Origin of the sequence: Methylophaga sp. UBA3613 (genome assembly GCF_002375415.1) — a bacterium.
Lineage (GTDB): Bacteria > Pseudomonadota > Gammaproteobacteria > Nitrosococcales > Methylophagaceae > Methylophaga.
In genome coordinates, this window is record NZ_DFLS01000008.1 from 162436 (window position 1) to 176566 (window position 14131).

The 14131-nt window shown below is 44.6% G+C and carries 17 protein-coding genes; 8 read left to right on the plus strand and 9 right to left on the minus strand.

What is annotated here, in order from left to right:
* Positions 1-25: 25 nt before the first annotated feature.
* Genes B3S93_RS10655 through B3S93_RS10675 form a run of 5 tightly spaced genes read right to left on the minus strand, consistent with a single transcriptional unit; the run spans position 26 to position 2824 of the window.
* Entirely contained in the window at positions 26-391 is a 366-nt protein-coding gene (locus tag B3S93_RS10655) for a DUF2069 domain-containing protein (RefSeq protein WP_292401993.1), read from the minus strand.
* Entirely contained in the window at positions 388-981 is a 594-nt protein-coding gene (gene wrbA, locus B3S93_RS10660; protein WP_292401997.1) for an NAD(P)H:quinone oxidoreductase, read from the minus strand. Before wrbA ends, B3S93_RS10655 begins: the two co-directional genes overlap by 4 nt.
* 9 nt (positions 982-990) lie before the next feature.
* Positions 991-1341, minus strand: a complete 351-nt coding sequence (gene arsC, locus B3S93_RS10665) for an arsenate reductase (glutaredoxin) (RefSeq protein ID WP_292354738.1) — start codon at positions 1339-1341, stop codon at positions 991-993.
* A complete protein-coding gene (gene lapB, locus B3S93_RS10670) occupies positions 1338-2519 on the minus strand; it encodes a lipopolysaccharide assembly protein LapB (protein WP_292402000.1) in 1182 nt (393 codons plus the stop codon). Before lapB ends, arsC begins: the two co-directional genes overlap by 4 nt.
* A gap of 8 nt (positions 2520-2527) precedes the next feature.
* The gene (locus B3S93_RS10675; protein ID WP_292354743.1) at positions 2528-2824 is read right to left on the minus strand and encodes a LapA family protein; all 297 of its coding nucleotides are present in this window, start codon (positions 2822-2824) and stop codon (positions 2528-2530) included.
* Positions 2825-2976: 152 nt separating this feature from the next.
* Here B3S93_RS10675 and fdxA point away from each other — a divergent pair, with 152 nt between their 5' ends.
* Positions 2977-3300 (plus strand): ferredoxin FdxA, encoded by a 324-nt coding sequence (fdxA, locus tag B3S93_RS10680; RefSeq protein WP_069296830.1) that lies wholly within the window; start codon positions 2977-2979, stop codon positions 3298-3300.
* A 58-nt stretch (positions 3301-3358) separates the two neighbouring features.
* Here the strand turns inward: fdxA and rpoH are convergent, their stop codons facing one another.
* The 4 genes from rpoH to ftsY form a co-directional block, all read right to left on the minus strand.
* Complete coding sequence (rpoH, locus tag B3S93_RS10685; RefSeq protein WP_292354747.1) at positions 3359-4219, minus strand: RNA polymerase sigma factor RpoH; 861 nt, start codon at positions 4217-4219, stop codon at positions 3359-3361.
* Positions 4220-4322: 103 nt separating this feature from the next.
* A complete protein-coding gene (gene ftsX, locus B3S93_RS10690) occupies positions 4323-5249 on the minus strand; it encodes a permease-like cell division protein FtsX (protein ID WP_292402003.1) in 927 nt (308 codons plus the stop codon).
* Positions 5246-5908 (minus strand): cell division ATP-binding protein FtsE, encoded by a 663-nt coding sequence (gene ftsE, locus B3S93_RS10695; protein ID WP_292354751.1) that lies wholly within the window; start codon positions 5906-5908, stop codon positions 5246-5248. Before ftsE ends, ftsX begins: the two co-directional genes overlap by 4 nt.
* Positions 5908-6969: a signal recognition particle-docking protein FtsY gene (ftsY, locus tag B3S93_RS10700; protein WP_292402007.1), complete on the minus strand. Its 1062-nt coding sequence runs from the start codon at positions 6967-6969 to the stop codon at positions 5908-5910. The genes ftsE and ftsY overlap by 1 nt, the downstream gene beginning before the upstream one ends.
* A gap of 63 nt (positions 6970-7032) precedes the next feature.
* Between ftsY and B3S93_RS10705 the strand changes: the two genes are divergently transcribed.
* The 7 genes from B3S93_RS10705 (at position 7033) to leuS (ending at position 14126) form a co-directional block, all read left to right on the plus strand.
* Entirely contained in the window at positions 7033-8394 is a 1362-nt protein-coding gene (locus B3S93_RS10705; RefSeq protein WP_292354755.1) for a M16 family metallopeptidase, read from the plus strand.
* Positions 8384-9685, plus strand: coding sequence for a M16 family metallopeptidase (locus B3S93_RS10710; RefSeq protein WP_292402010.1), 1302 nt, complete (start codon positions 8384-8386; stop codon positions 9683-9685). The genes B3S93_RS10705 and B3S93_RS10710 overlap by 11 nt, the downstream gene beginning before the upstream one ends.
* Positions 9669-10241, plus strand: a complete 573-nt coding sequence (gene rsmD / locus B3S93_RS10715) for a 16S rRNA (guanine(966)-N(2))-methyltransferase RsmD (protein WP_292402013.1) — start codon at positions 9669-9671, stop codon at positions 10239-10241. Before B3S93_RS10710 ends, rsmD begins: the two co-directional genes overlap by 17 nt.
* A 9-nt stretch (positions 10242-10250) precedes the next feature.
* Positions 10251-10748 carry a pantetheine-phosphate adenylyltransferase gene (coaD, locus tag B3S93_RS10720; RefSeq protein WP_014706482.1) on the plus strand — a complete coding sequence of 166 codons (498 nt, stop codon included), beginning with the start codon at positions 10251-10253 and terminating at the stop codon, positions 10746-10748.
* Positions 10749-10796: 48 nt separating this feature from the next.
* The gene (locus B3S93_RS10725) at positions 10797-11051 is read left to right on the plus strand and encodes a YfhL family 4Fe-4S dicluster ferredoxin (protein ID WP_014706483.1); all 255 of its coding nucleotides are present in this window, start codon (positions 10797-10799) and stop codon (positions 11049-11051) included.
* A gap of 74 nt (positions 11052-11125) precedes the next feature.
* Positions 11126-11512: an H-NS family nucleoid-associated regulatory protein gene (locus tag B3S93_RS10730; RefSeq protein ID WP_014706484.1), complete on the plus strand. Its 387-nt coding sequence runs from the start codon at positions 11126-11128 to the stop codon at positions 11510-11512.
* Positions 11513-11672: 160 nt separating this feature from the next.
* Positions 11673-14126: a leucine--tRNA ligase gene (gene leuS / locus B3S93_RS10735; protein WP_292402016.1), complete on the plus strand. Its 2454-nt coding sequence runs from the start codon at positions 11673-11675 to the stop codon at positions 14124-14126.
* Positions 14127-14131: the final 5 nt, after the last annotated feature.

Consider the following 14131-nt stretch of genomic DNA (forward strand, 5'->3'; position numbering starts at 1 on the left):
CGGATATTGGAACATTATCAATATATTAAGTCTGTGATTTTTTTCGCAATTTTGCAGAGGCACGAACATATAAATTCGCTGCTACAAAAAAACTGCTGCTGAATATCACTTCCAGTAATGGATACCAGATAATAGCATCTCTGCTATATAACTCGCCGATTCCATGAGCAATGTAAAACAACATCAAAAAACTGGCCCAGGCATGAGTATAGGTTTTTCCATACAGAACACCTCTCATTGGAAATAATAATGGCACCACGCCTATGATCAGCCACGCCGCGACAGGAAAGTTTTCACTGTGTTCTGCGATTAAAATCCAAAGCAGTAAGCTGATCATCAGTCCAAAAAAACTGATTAACGAAATAATTCTGAGTGAGTGCACAAACTTCATCTGGCAAGCCTAACGGCAAGCTCAGCAACCCGCAACCCTAGCGCCTGACACAGATCAATTTCTTCCTGACTCATAGTCCGTTTATTTTCTGCTCCGGCAAAATGGCTGGCACCATAGGGTGTGCCGCCAGTTTGCGTGGTCATCAAAGCGGCTTCTGTATAAGGTAAGCCGGCAATCACCATACCGTGATGTAATAACGGCAGCATCATGGATAACAAGGTGGTTTCCTGACCTCCATGCAGACTTCCAGTGGAGGTAAATACCGCAGCAGGCTTGCCATTCAGGGTGCCGGATAACCAATCATCACTGGTACCATCGATAAAATATTTAAGTGCAGCTGCCATATTGCCAAAACGGGTAGGGCTACCCAGAATAAGCCCTGCACATTCCTGCAAGTCAGCCGATGTGGCATAAAGGTGACCGGAGGCAGGAATCTCTTGTTCGGTTTTTTCACAAACGGTGGAAACCCTGGGCACCGTTCTAATTCTTGCCGTGCAATGAGTATGTTTTTCCACACCACGCGCAATTTGTTCAGCCATAGCTTTGACCTGCCCGGACTGGCTGTAATAAAGGATCAAAATCTCATTCATAGTGGGGTCTCAGAGAATATTCAGCACCGCTTCAGGTGGTCTGCCAATAATGGCTTGATTGTTTTTAATGACGATGGGGCGTTCAATCAGTTTCGGGTTGTCACACATGGCTCTGATGAGTTCTTGATCAGATAAATCTTTATTATCTAACTGTAATTCCTTGTATAGCGTTTCTTTAGTACGTAACAACTGTCTTGGTTGCATATCAAGCTGCTGCAGGATATCGGATAATTCTTCCGCTGTCGGGGGAGTCTTAAGATATTCCACAATCTCAATATCCTGCTGCTGATTTTCCAGTAAAAGCAGGGTTTCGCGTGATTTACTACAGCGAGGGTTATGATAAATTCGGATTTTATTCATGAAGGTGGATCCAGTAATTTTTCCAAAGCAGTAAGATGAATTTCAGTGGGGCGAACCGTGCCCCAGCTGGCACAACCAGGACACAGCCAGTGCATGGTTTTGCCTGAGAAACCACAGTTTTTGCAGGTGTAACGATCACCTTTTTCTACCATGGTTCTGGTAATGCGCTCAATCAAAGGGATAAGCGCAATTTGATTGTTTTCACCCAGTTTAATCAAGGTATGCAAACCTTCTACTGAGGGATGGTGATGTAATTGTTCGTAAAGCATTTGCTGGGCGGCTTTATTGTTTTCCAGTTCAGCCACGATATGGGTCAACATAATACGGGCAGAAGTCAGATGTGGATGACGGCTGATAAGCTGGGTTAACTGGTTGCGTAATGCCGGTAAATCTCCCAATTGCTGATATGCTTCATGCCAGAAAGGTAAAGCTTCTGACAAAAATTTAGGATTTTGCTGTTCGATAGTCTGCAACGCACTAAGCGCTTTTCTGGGCTGCTTTATACTCAAAAACAGTCGGGCTTCCAGCAGGCTGGCTCTCACGCAATTTTCATCATGATACAAGGCTTGCTTGAGCATATTAAATGCTTCGTGGCGATCGTGGTCGGTATATTGTTCGGCAAGTTCACAATAAAACTGAGCAATTAAGGGTTTCACCTGTGCAGTTTTACTGGCATCAATCTGTTTGCCCATTTCAATTGCCTGCGCCCATTTTTTTTCCTGTTGGTATATGCGCATTAATTGCTTTGCTGCTTCCGGATGAGGCTGCGGTTGCTGCAGTAATTCAAGAAACAGGTGTTCTGCACGATCCAATACACCCGCATGCATATAATCCAGGCCCAGTTCCACCATGGCTTGCAGACGTTGTTCGCCGTGCAGACTTGGTCGGGCTATCAAGTTCTGATGAATACGAATGGCGCGTTCGGTTTCGCCACGGCGACGGAAAAGGTTCGCCAGAGCCAAATGGGTTTCGACCGTTTCACTATTTACTTCTAGAAGTCCGATAAAGACATCAATTGCTTTATCGGGCTGTTCATTGAGAAGATAATTCAAGCCTTTGAAATATTCCGGATTAAAGGCTTTAGCATGTCTTTGTGGCTGTTTTTTATAATGCCGCATGGCCAGAAACCAACCTGACAGTGCTGCGACGGGTAACAGGAAAAAAAGCCATTGCATCATGATTGGGCCTAGTGGCTATTTCGTACTGGCAAGATACGCAGGCTGTTCAGTTCTTGCTCGGCACTTTGTAATTTATTTTCCAAGCGATGATTGTCATAGCGGATTCGAAGCGTGCTCAAAGCAATAATCGTGGCGCCGATTATTAATCCCAATAATAAAAAGGCGATTAATAAAACGGCCAATGGCAGTTGCCATTGTACAAAAAACAGATCAAGAGAAACGGTTTGCATATTGAACACAGCAAATGCAGTACTGATCAGAAAAAAACTGATAAATACGGCTAGGATTAGAATTTTTCTTATCATCGGGTCATCCTGTTTTCAGACGGGTAATCTTCAGAGCAAAGTTGATCATACCGTATTTATCATCATTGCCCAGAACGTTGGTAAATCATGTAGAATATCGAACATTCTGACAGGTCTGGCCTGTAAAAAATTGTATTTGTGGAGATTTCACCATGACCTTTGTTGTCACTGAAAACTGTATTAAATGTAAATATACTGATTGTGTTGATGTCTGCCCAGTAGACTGTTTTCACGAAGGTCCTAACTTTTTGGTTATTGATCCTGACGAATGTATAGATTGCACACTTTGCGAACCCGAATGTCCAGCAGAAGCGATTTTTTCTGAAGATGATTTACCGGATGAACAAATGGAATTCTTGCAGATTAATGCGGAATTATCACAAGTCTGGCCTGTATTATCTGAGAAAAAAGATCCTTTGGATGATGCAGAAGAGTGGGACGGTAAACCTAACAAAACACCTTTGCTTGAACGGTAAGCATGGGTAAAAAAAAGCCCGCTTACCGAAAGGTCAGCGGGCTTTTTTATGGTTGCTATTAATCCATTAGCTGGCGAAGTTTTTTCATCGCATTATTTTCAATCTGTCGAATCCGCTCAGCGGAGACCTGATATTGATCGGCCAATGTATGCAAGGTGGCTTTATCGTCATCATGCAACCAGCGTTTACTGATAATATCGCGACTACGTTCATCCAGTGTTGCTAATGCATTGACCAGCTTCTGCTGTTGAAAGTCAGCATAATCTTCATTTTCCAGTTGTTTCGATGGGTCACTATTATCAGGCGCTTTTAAATAAGCGGCTGGTGAATAGCTGGACTCATCATCGTCATTATCAACCGGCAAATCAAATGATGTATCCGGTTGAGCCAGACGGCGCTCCATATCGATGACATTGGCGGCTGTAACACCAAGATCATCAGCAACGGCTTCAATTTCATCCTGATTCAGCCAACCCAGACGTTGTTTGGCACTACGTAAATTAAAGAATAATTTTCGCTGTGCTTTGGTAGTGGCAATTTTCACGATCCGCCAGTTGCGAATGACATACTCGTGAATCTCTGCGCGGATCCAGTGAACAGCAAATGAAACCAGTCGGACACCTTTTTCCGGGTCAAAGCGTTTGACCGCTTTCATCAGACCAATATTACCTTCCTGAATCAGGTCGGCAACCGGAAGACCATAACCACTGTAGCCTTTGGCAATACGAACCACAAAACGCAAATGCGACAATACCAGTCGCTGTGCCGCTTCCAGATCGCCATTTTGTTGCAGGCGTGTCGCTAGATCGTGCTCTTCTTCAGCCGTTAAAACGGGAATTTGATGCACGAGATTGGTGTATGCATCCAGGTTGCCAATTGGTGCTGTGGCAAGTTGATATTGGGCTGCATGCGTTGTCATGTGTGCGTTCTCCCTATGAAAACCTATCGCTTTATTTTAGCAAAAAGCATTTTAAAATGTATCCATTAGAATGGTTAATGCATGAAAAGTTTCTTTATTACCATTAGCTTGGCTCAATTGCATTCAAATGTCTACTCACGGCAAGCCATGCCCCCATGACTCCCAGTAACAGCCCGCAGATTGGTAATGAAAATAACATTTGACCGCCAAACCACTTTAAGGTGAACTGGCTGTCATACAAGGCCGCCAATTCATCAATCGGTCCACTGATAATCAGCAGACTAATCAGTAACGCTATCCAGGCTAATACACCACCCAGAAAGCCATACCACATACCAGTGTATAAAAAAGGTCTTCTGACAAATGTATTGGTACCGCCAACCAGTTTGATTACGCGTATTTCCGTCTGACGGTTAAGAATGGCCAGTCGGATAGTATTACCAATAACCAGCAATACACTCAGTGATAACAAGATAGCCAGAATGCTAATGCCGCGTTGGCCTGTTTCGTTGATGCTGCGCAATCGTTGTAGCCATTGCATATCGAGTTGTGCCAAATCGACTTCCGGTAAGGCATCGAGTCTTTTTAATAATGCCTCAATTGCTTCCTGCTGTTGCTCTTCTTCGGGTTCGATGATGATCACCGCAGGCAACGGATTTTCAGGTAATGTATCCAACAGGCTTTCCAGTCCCGATATTTCCCGAAATTCATTTAACGACTGCTGCGCAGATTGAAATGAAACATCAACAATATCGGGCCAGGTCTTGAGTTGCTCAGCCAATTGCTCGCCACGTTTGTCGCTTATTTCATCTTGCAGGAACAGCGAAATACGATTGGCATGCTGCCATTCTCCACTGACCTGTTCGACATTTTTCAGGATGACAAACAAACCTGCAGGTAATAACAAGGCAATACCGATCACCAATAAGGTCATTGAAGTCGCGACGGGTTGACGCCATAACTCACCCAGACTGGAGAGCATGACCTGAACATGACGCAGCAGGTAATTATGAATATTCAGTAGTTTCATGAATGGTTTTCTGCAAGCCTTCCCTGTTGCAGGGTAATGTGGCGGTAAGGTAACTGGCTGATTAAATCCTGGTCATGACTTGCAATAAATACCGTCACGCCAACCTGATTGAACTGTTCAAATAAATGCATGATTTCGCGGGATAATTCCGGATCCAGGTTTCCTGTTGGTTCATCGGCCAGCAGAACCGGCGGACGATTAACCACCGCGCGGGCAATACCTACCCGTTGCTGTTCACCACCTGACAAGGCAATAGGTAAGTTGCGTTCTTTGCCCAGCAAGCCGACTTTATCGAGAGCTGCTCGCACCCGCCGACCAATTTCACGATGGTTTTCACCTGCAATAATCAATGGCAGAGCAACATTATCAAACACCGTACGATCGTGTAACAGATTGTGATCCTGAAACACCAGGCCAATTTTTCGACGGTAATAGGGGATCTTCCACTTCGGCAGTCGGCTCAGATTTTGATTATTGACGATCACCTGACCATGAGAGCAACGTTCGATCAGTGCTATCAGTTTTAATAAGGTACTTTTACCGGCACCTGAGTGACCGGTCAAAAAAGCCATTTCTCCTGAGAGCAGTTCAAAGCTAAGACCCGACAGGGCTTCCTGCTGGCCTTCATAACGTTTATAAACCTGTTCAAATCGGATCATTATTGTGTTTCACGGCCCAGTAATGCATCGACAAAATCCTCTGCTTCAAAGGTTCTTAAATCATCGATCTTTTCACCAACCCCAATATAACGAATGGGTAAGCCGATTTTTTTAGCGATGGCAAAAATAATACCGCCTTTTGCCGTACCATCAAGTTTCGTCAGGGTAATACCGGTTAATCCTACCGCCTGATGAAATTGTTCAGCCTGAGACAAAGCATTTTGTCCAGTGCCGGCATCCAGCACCAGCATGACTTCATGTGGCGCATTGCCATCCAGTTTGGCCATAACGCGTTTTACTTTTTTCAGCTCTTCCATCAGGTTGGATTGGGTATGTAGACGACCCGCCGTATCAGCAATCAGAATATCCATCTGCCGGGCTTTGGCCGCTTGTAAGGCATCAAAGATAACCGAGGCAGAATCAGCACCATTTTGTTGGGCAATCACAGGGATCTGATTACGTTCTCCCCAGACCTGAAGTTGTTCAACAGCTGCAGCACGAAATGTATCACCGGCCGCCAGCATCACTTTTTTGCCTTGCAGCTGAAACTGTTTGGCCAGTTTGCCAATGGTTGTCGTTTTTCCCACACCGTTAATACCCACCATCAGGATCACAAAAGGACTGGCAGATGATGGAATCTGCAGCGGTCGGGAAACTGGTTTGAGGATGTCCACCATATCAGCGTGCATTGCTGCAAACAGGGCTTCCGGGTCATTAAGCTGCTTACGGGCAACACGTTGTGTTAAGTCGTTAATGATGGTCTGTGTAGCTTCTATCCCTAAATCTGCACTGAGCAGTTGGGTTTCCAGTTCTTCAAGCAAATCATCATCAATAGTTTTTCTGCCTAGTACCAAATCGGCAAAGCCTTCGGTCAATTTGGTGCTGCTGCGACTCAGTCCCTGTTTGAGGCGTCCAAAAAATCCTGGGGTCTCTGAAACATTGCTGGCTTGAGTATCTGCGGTATTTTCCGCATCATGTGCGGCTGACTGCTGTTCAGTGAGGAGTTGCTCCTCACTGCTGTTTTCGCTGGGTTTGGCTTTTTTTCTGAGGAAACTAAACATATTCTCGGTTTGTCGTTAGTGTTCGATTATTAATCTTATCATGTGATCAATTGTGAGATGCAGATGCACACCTTAAAAAAACTTGTTTGGGCACTGCTGATAGTGCCTGTTATTGGCTTTGCGCAAGTCAGTGAATATCAGCTGGACAATGGTCTTAAATTACTGGTCAAACCGGATAATCGGGCACCGGTTGTGGTTTCCCAGGTCTGGTACAAAGTCGGTTCAAGCTATGAGCACAATGGCATTACCGGTATATCACATATTCTTGAACATATGATGTTTAAGGGCACGGAAAACCTTGGACCAAATGAGTTTTCCCGCATTATTGCCGAAAATGGTGGCTCTCAAAACGCCTTTACCGGACGTGATTACACGGCCTATTTTCAAACACTGGAAAAAGAGCGTTTGGAAATCAGTTTTCGCCTTGAAGCCGAGCGAATGCGCAATTTGATTATTGATGATGCCGAGTTACTCAAAGAACGAGAGGTGGTTGCTGAAGAGCGGCGCATGCGTACCGATGATAATCCACGTTCGTTACTACGTGAAGCAATGAATGCCATGGCGTTTATGAATAGCCCTTATCATCACCCGGTTATTGGCTGGATGAATGATATTAATCATTATGATCCAGAAGACCTGCGTGAGTGGTACCAAATGTGGTATGCCCCAAATAACGCAACCGTTGTGGTGGTCGGCGATGTTAAGCCCGACGAGGTTTACCAGTTAGCACAGAAATATTTTGGCCCATTGAAACCAGAAGAACTGGCAACGGTTAAACCTCAGATTGAAGTTGTTCAGCGTGGCAAGCGTACTTTGGAGTTAAAAGCGCCTGCAGAACTGCCTTATTTGATGATGGGCTGGAAAGTGCCGGTGGTTAAAACTGCTGAGCAAGATTGGGAACCCTATGCCTTAGATGTTCTGGCAGGCATTCTTGATGGTGGTGCAAGTAGCCGGTTCTCTCGTGAATTGATTCGTGAACAGCAGGTAGCTGCCGGAATAAGTGCTTATAACAGTGCGTTTTCCCGTTTAGATGATGTATTTACCATTGCTGGTACACCTGCTCAAGGTAAGTCTGTTGAGGACGTCAAGCACGCTGTGTTGAATCAGCTTGATAAAATTAAAGCAGAACTCGTTACCGAGGCAGAGTTACAACGCGTCAAAACTCAGGTGATTGCCAGCTCTGTCTATCAGCTTGATAGTGTTTTCTACCAGGCCATGCAGTTAGGCATGCTGGAAACAGTTGGCCTCGATTGGCGTCTGGTTGACAGTTATCCCGATAAAATCAGTGCAATTACTGCTGAACAGGTTCAACAGGTTGCACAAAAATATTTTATTGATGAAGGACTTACCGTCGCAGAACTGATTCCAATGCCCACAGACAATACTACTCCACGTCCTACTTCGGGAGATCCACATGCTCGCTAAGTTCTCTTTTTTATTCACTGGATTATTACTGGCCTTTAGCGTTTCTGCCAGTCCGCAAATAGAAAATTGGCAAACTGCCAATGGCACCCAGGTATATTTTGTCAAAGCCCAGGAATTGCCCATATTGGACATTCGTCTGGTATTTGATGCTGGCGCCGCGAGAGATCCGAAAGGCGGGGTGGCATTACTGACGAGTTCAATGCTCAATCAAGGTACCAAAAACAAAGACACCGATGCTATTGCTACTGCATTTGATGATGTCGGTGCCGAATTCAGCTCTGAGTCTGAGCGCGATATGGCGGTGTTGAGTTTGCGGACTTTATCCAAAGCAGATGCTTTACAACCTGCTATCGATACGTTTGTAGAAGTTATCAGTCAACCGTCCTTTCCGGAAAGGTCTTTTGATCGTCTTATTAATCAAGTTAAAACCAGTTTGCAAAGCGAAAAACAATCGCCTTCTGCTATAGCTGACCGCGCTTTTTATCAGCAGCTATATGATGACCATCCGTATTCATCCATGCCAATAGGCACCGAAGCTTCAATAGAAGAAATCAGCATTGCCGATTTGCAACAGTTTTATCAGCAATTTTATGTGGCGAACAATGCTGTACTGGTCATTGTAGGTGATGTGGATATTAAACAGGCAAAAGCCTTGTCAGAAAAAATTTCCGGTAGCCTTCCCGCGGGAAAAAAGGCTGCGGCCTTACCTGAAGTTGAACCACTTGAAACTGCCCAACAAAAGAATTTGCCTTATCCATCGAGTCAAACCACGATTTTGATGGGGCAACCTGGTTTGACCCGCGATGATCCAGATTTTTTCCCGCTGTATGTCGGTAATCATGTTTTAGGTGGCAGTGGACTGGTGTCCATTATCAGTGATGAAATTCGTGAAAAACGTGGCTTATCCTATAGTGCTTATAGTTATTTCAGACCAATGCGGGAGGCCGGCCCTTACCAGTTTGGTCTGCAAACCCGTAATGATCAGGCAGAACTGGCATTGGAAGTACTGAATCAGACATTAGTGGATTTTGTTGAGCAGGGCCCCACTAAAGAACAACTCACAGCCGCACAGAAAAATATTACCGGTGGATTTGCCTTGCGCCTGGATAGCAATAGTAAAATTGCCGATTATCTGGCGATGATGGGCTTTTATCAGTTGCCGCTGGATCATCTGGAAACCTTTAATTCAAGAGTGAACGCAGTGACGGTTGATCAAATAAAAGCCGCTTATCAAAAACGTATCCATCCCCAAAAAATGGTCACAATACTGGTGGGTGGCGACGCTGAATAAAACATCACGTCAATCTGTTCGAATTATCGGCGGCCAATGGGGTGGGAGAAGATTATCATTCCCTGCCGTGGAAGGATTGAGACCGACCTCTGATCGTATCCGCGAGACACTGTTTAACTGGTTACAACCGCATTTACCAGAAGCCGTTTGTATTGATCTATTCAGTGGTAGCGGTGCTTTGGGTTTTGAGGCAGCCTCAAGGGGCGCTGCAAAAGTTGATATGGTTGAACTGGATCTGCAGGCTTATAAACAGTTGCAGGCCAATAAAACAATGTTAGCTGCAGAGCAATGTGCATTGTTCAGGCAAACCGCACAGCAGTTTTTAAATCAATGCAGCACCTCTTACGATATTATTTTTCTGGATCCGCCTTTTGGTGCGGATTTATGGTCTGAAATAGCCGGTTTATTAACTCAGCGAAATTTATTGCATAAAAATAGTCTGGTTTATCTGGAATGTAATAAACATCAAAATCTGACTGGGTTACCAGATACCTGGCATTTATTTAAAGATAAACAGGCAGGTGATGTAAGATATTGTTTATTTAAAATGCAATAAGGTTTTGGCATGTCAATCACCGCCATCTATCCAGGTACATTTGATCCGATTACCCACGGGCATACAGATTTGGTTCAACGTGCCAGCCGCTTATTTGAAAAAGTGATTGTTGCTGTCGCTGCGGACACCGGTAAAAAACCGGTATTTTCAATTGAGCAACGTTTGGCATTAGCCAAACAAACCCTGGATGATTTACCCAATATCGAAATTACATCCTTCGATGGTTTATTGGTGAATTATGCAATGCAGCGAAATGCCTCAGTCATTATTCGTGGACTTCGTGCTGTTTCAGATTTTGAATACGAAGTTCAACTTGCCGCAATGAATCGCCGTTTACAGTGGGAAGTTGAAACACTATTTCTGGCTCCGGCAGAACAATTTACGTTTATTTCATCAAGCCTGATCAGACAAATAGCGGCTTTGGGTGGAGATGTCTCCCAATTTGTTGCGCCCTGTGTGCAACAGGCATTACAGCAGCAACTGGCAGACAAAAAACAGTCGAGTTAAAATTTATCGGTTTAATTACCGTTTTATAAAGAGTTATCGGAGTAAACCATGTCTCTGTTTATTACTGACGAATGCATTAATTGTGATGTATGCGAACCGGAATGTCCTAATGGCGCAATTTCGCAAGGTGAGGAAATTTATGTAATTGATCCTGACCTGTGTACGGAATGTGTAGGCCATTTTGATACCCCACAATGCGTAGAAGTCTGTCCGGTGGATTGCATACCTAAAGATCCAGATAATGTTGAATCTCATGATCAACTTTATGCAAAATACAAAGTACTGGTGTCTGCTGGGAATTAAAAAGTTTTCAAATAGACAAAGTTAATAATACTGATATTATTTGTTTTTATAAGTTTTAGATAAAAGGTAATGCGATGAGTAATTTATCTGCTTTGCAACTGGAAAAACTCTCAGAACAAGAGCTGCAAAAATTGATTAGTCAGTCAAAAAAACAAATTAAAAAATTGAAAACTAAAAAAGTGACAGAACTCAATAGTAAAGATAGCGATGTTGTTGCTGTGGCTGATGCGGTAAGAGCCCTGGCAAAAGAAAAAAAAGTTACTCCTGCAGAAGCCCTGACGGCTGTGGCTAAAAATATGCGAGTGGGTTTATCAGGTGCACGCAAACCTCGTGCTGAAAGTGCTGACAAATACCGTCATCCGCAAGATCCGCAAAAAACCTGGAAAGGGTTTGGTAAACGTCCTTTATGGTTAGTTGAAGAACTGAATCGTGGACGTAAGTTAGAAGAATTCAGAATCTAGATAAAACTTCACAGTGCAGTATCTTCTGCTGCACTGTTTCTGATTGCATAGCCGATAGAAATTACCCTCTGATGAGTCAATAAACTATTCGGTGCTTTCGGCATTTCTGTCGCTGAGGTATCCTTCCACCTTTCCTGCACCGTATTCACAAAGAGAACCCATGCAAGCTGATTATCGCCCAGATGTGATCGAAACTGCTGCCCAAACCTGGTGGCAGCAGCATCAAACTTTCCGTGCTACCGAAGACACCAGTAAAGAAAAATTCTATTGCCTGTCGATGTTTCCCTATCCCAGCGGTCAGCTGCATATGGGGCATGTGCGTAATTACACCATTGGTGATGTTATTTCACGTTATCAGCGCATGCTGGGCAAAAATGTGTTGCAACCAATGGGATGGGATGCCTTTGGTTTACCTGCTGAAAATGCTGCATTAAAACATCAGGTGCCACCTGCCGAATGGACCTACAAAAACATCGATTATATGCGTGCTCAGTTACAGCGTCTGGGTCTCGCGTATGACTGGGATCGAGAAATCGCCACCTGTAAACCGGACTATTACCGTTGGGAACAATGGCTGTTTGTACGCTTATTCAAAAAAGGTCTGGTTTATAACAAAACCGCTGCTGTTAACTGGGATCCGGTCGATCAAACGGTATTGGCCAATGAGCAGGTTATAGATGGACGTGGTTGGCGATCAGGTGCATTAGTTGAGCGTCGTGAAATACCGCAATGGTTTATGAAAATCACAGATTACGCAGAAGATCTGCGTAATGATCTGCAACAGTTATCTGGCTGGCCGGATCAGGTCAAAACCATGCAGGCCAATTGGATTGGTCGTTCCGAAGGTGTACAAATCACCTTTGCTGTGGCAGACAGTGATGAGGATCTAGCTGTTTACACCACACGTCCAGATACTCTGATGGGGGTCAGTTATCTGGCCATTGCAGCAGAACATCCGTTAGCTTTGCGTATGGCTGAGACCAATGTGCAGTTACAGCAGTTTATCGAAGAATGTAAGAAAACTGACACCACCGAAGCAGCAATGGAAACCGCTGAGAAAAAAGGCATGGCGACCGGTATATCGGTCATTCATCCAGTCAGTGGTGAACGTATTCCAGTTTGGGTTGCTAACTTTGTATTGATGGGCTATGGCACCGGCGCGGTTATGTCTGTACCTGCCCACGATCAGCGTGATTTTGAATTTGCGCAAAAATATGATTTACCTATCCGTCAGGTTATTGCACCAACGGACGACAGTGAAATTGACCTGCAACAGAATGCCTTTACTGAAAAAGGTCGCTTGGTAAACTCGTCGCAGTTTACCGGGCTGACTTCTGCAGAAGCCTTTGACGCGATTGCCGATGAATTAACCAAACAGAATAAAGGCGAACGCCAGGTCAACTACCGTTTACGTGACTGGGGTGTTTCACGACAGCGTTATTGGGGCACGCCGATCCCGATAATCTACTGTGATCACTGTGGTGCAGTTCCCGTGCCGGAAACCGACTTACCTGTGTTATTGCCGGAAGATGTTGTGGTCGATGGCTCGGGCTCACCGATCAAATCCATGCCTGAGTTTTATCAATGTGATTGTCCGGAGTGTGGCAAACCGGCTCGCCGCGAAACCGATACCTTTGATACGTTCTTTGAATCATCCTGGTATTACGCACGTTTTACCAGTGCTGATAATCACGAAGCGATGCTGGATCAACGTGCTGATTACTGGTTACCGGTTGATCAATATATTGGTGGCATCGAACACGCTGTTTTGCATTTACTGTATGCCCGGTTCTTCCATAAATTATTACGTGATGAAGGTTTGGTCAGTGGTGATGAGCCATTCAAGAACCTGTTAACTCAGGGCATGGTACTGAAAGATGGTGCCAAAATGTCCAAGTCAAAAGGTAACACTGTTGATCCACAGGCATTAATTGATGAATACGGTGCCGATACCGCGCGCCTGTTTATGATGTTTGCCGCGCCACCCGAAATGTCACTGGAATGGTCAGATAACGCAGTGGAAGGTGCTAACCGTTTTCTTAAACGGTTATGGCGCAGTGTTCATGAGCATACTGAAAAAGGTGTTGTTAAAGACAAAAACCTTACCGACCTGTCCGAAGCTGCGACAGACTTGCGCCGTCTGGCCCACCAGACACTGACAAAAGTTGGCGATGATTTGGGGCGTCGTCATACGTTTAATACAGCTATTGCAGCAGTGATGGAGTTGATGAACGGCTTAAGCAAATTTACCGAACAAGATACTCAGGCGCGGGCAGTTCGCCAGGAAGTACTTGAATTAGTGGTGTTGATGTTGGCACCTATTACGCCGCATATCTGTCATGCATTATGGTCTCAGCTGGGTTATGACAAAGCCGTGATTGACGCTCAATGGCCTGAAGTCGATGCTGAGGCGCTAAAACAGGACAAAACCGAGCTGATGATTCAGGTCAATGGTAAGCTACGTTCGAAATTGATGGTCGATGTAAATGCCCAGCAAGCGGATATCGAGCCACTGGCTATCGCAGATGAAAATGTTCAGCGTTATATTGATGGTAAAACCATCCGCAAGATTATTCTGGTGCCAGGAAGACTGATTAATATTGTTGTCGGCTGATAAAC

What these genes read in the sequence shown, in the direction of transcription:
- lapB (WP_292402000.1), bottom strand. Translation starts at nt 2,519, where the DNA reads ATGATGCAATGGCTTTTTTTCCTGTTACCCGTCGCAGCACTGTCAGGT.
- B3S93_RS10730 (WP_014706484.1), top strand. Translation starts at nt 11,126, where the DNA reads ATGAGTAATTTATCTGCTTTGCAACTGGAAAAACTCTCAGAACAAGAG.
- ftsX (WP_292402003.1), bottom strand. Translation starts at nt 5,249, where the DNA reads ATGAAACTACTGAATATTCATAATTACCTGCTGCGTCATGTTCAGGTC.
- B3S93_RS10710 (WP_292402010.1), top strand. Translation starts at nt 8,384, where the DNA reads ATGCTCGCTAAGTTCTCTTTTTTATTCACTGGATTATTACTGGCCTTT.
- ftsE (WP_292354751.1), bottom strand. Translation starts at nt 5,908, where the DNA reads ATGATCCGATTTGAACAGGTTTATAAACGTTATGAAGGCCAGCAGGAA.
- arsC (WP_292354738.1), bottom strand. Translation starts at nt 1,341, where the DNA reads ATGAATAAAATCCGAATTTATCATAACCCTCGCTGTAGTAAATCACGC.
- B3S93_RS10705 (WP_292354755.1), top strand. Translation starts at nt 7,033, where the DNA reads ATGCACACCTTAAAAAAACTTGTTTGGGCACTGCTGATAGTGCCTGTT.
- wrbA (WP_292401997.1), bottom strand. Translation starts at nt 981, where the DNA reads ATGAATGAGATTTTGATCCTTTATTACAGCCAGTCCGGGCAGGTCAAA.
- rpoH (WP_292354747.1), bottom strand. Translation starts at nt 4,219, where the DNA reads ATGACAACGCATGCAGCCCAATATCAACTTGCCACAGCACCAATTGGC.
- leuS (WP_292402016.1), top strand. Translation starts at nt 11,673, where the DNA reads ATGCAAGCTGATTATCGCCCAGATGTGATCGAAACTGCTGCCCAAACC.
- ftsY (WP_292402007.1), bottom strand. Translation starts at nt 6,969, where the DNA reads ATGTTTAGTTTCCTCAGAAAAAAAGCCAAACCCAGCGAAAACAGCAGT.
- coaD (WP_014706482.1), top strand. Translation starts at nt 10,251, where the DNA reads ATGTCAATCACCGCCATCTATCCAGGTACATTTGATCCGATTACCCAC.
- fdxA (WP_069296830.1), top strand. Translation starts at nt 2,977, where the DNA reads ATGACCTTTGTTGTCACTGAAAACTGTATTAAATGTAAATATACTGAT.
- B3S93_RS10655 (WP_292401993.1), bottom strand. Translation starts at nt 391, where the DNA reads ATGAAGTTTGTGCACTCACTCAGAATTATTTCGTTAATCAGTTTTTTT.
- B3S93_RS10725 (WP_014706483.1), top strand. Translation starts at nt 10,797, where the DNA reads ATGTCTCTGTTTATTACTGACGAATGCATTAATTGTGATGTATGCGAA.
- B3S93_RS10675 (WP_292354743.1), bottom strand. Translation starts at nt 2,824, where the DNA reads ATGATAAGAAAAATTCTAATCCTAGCCGTATTTATCAGTTTTTTTCTG.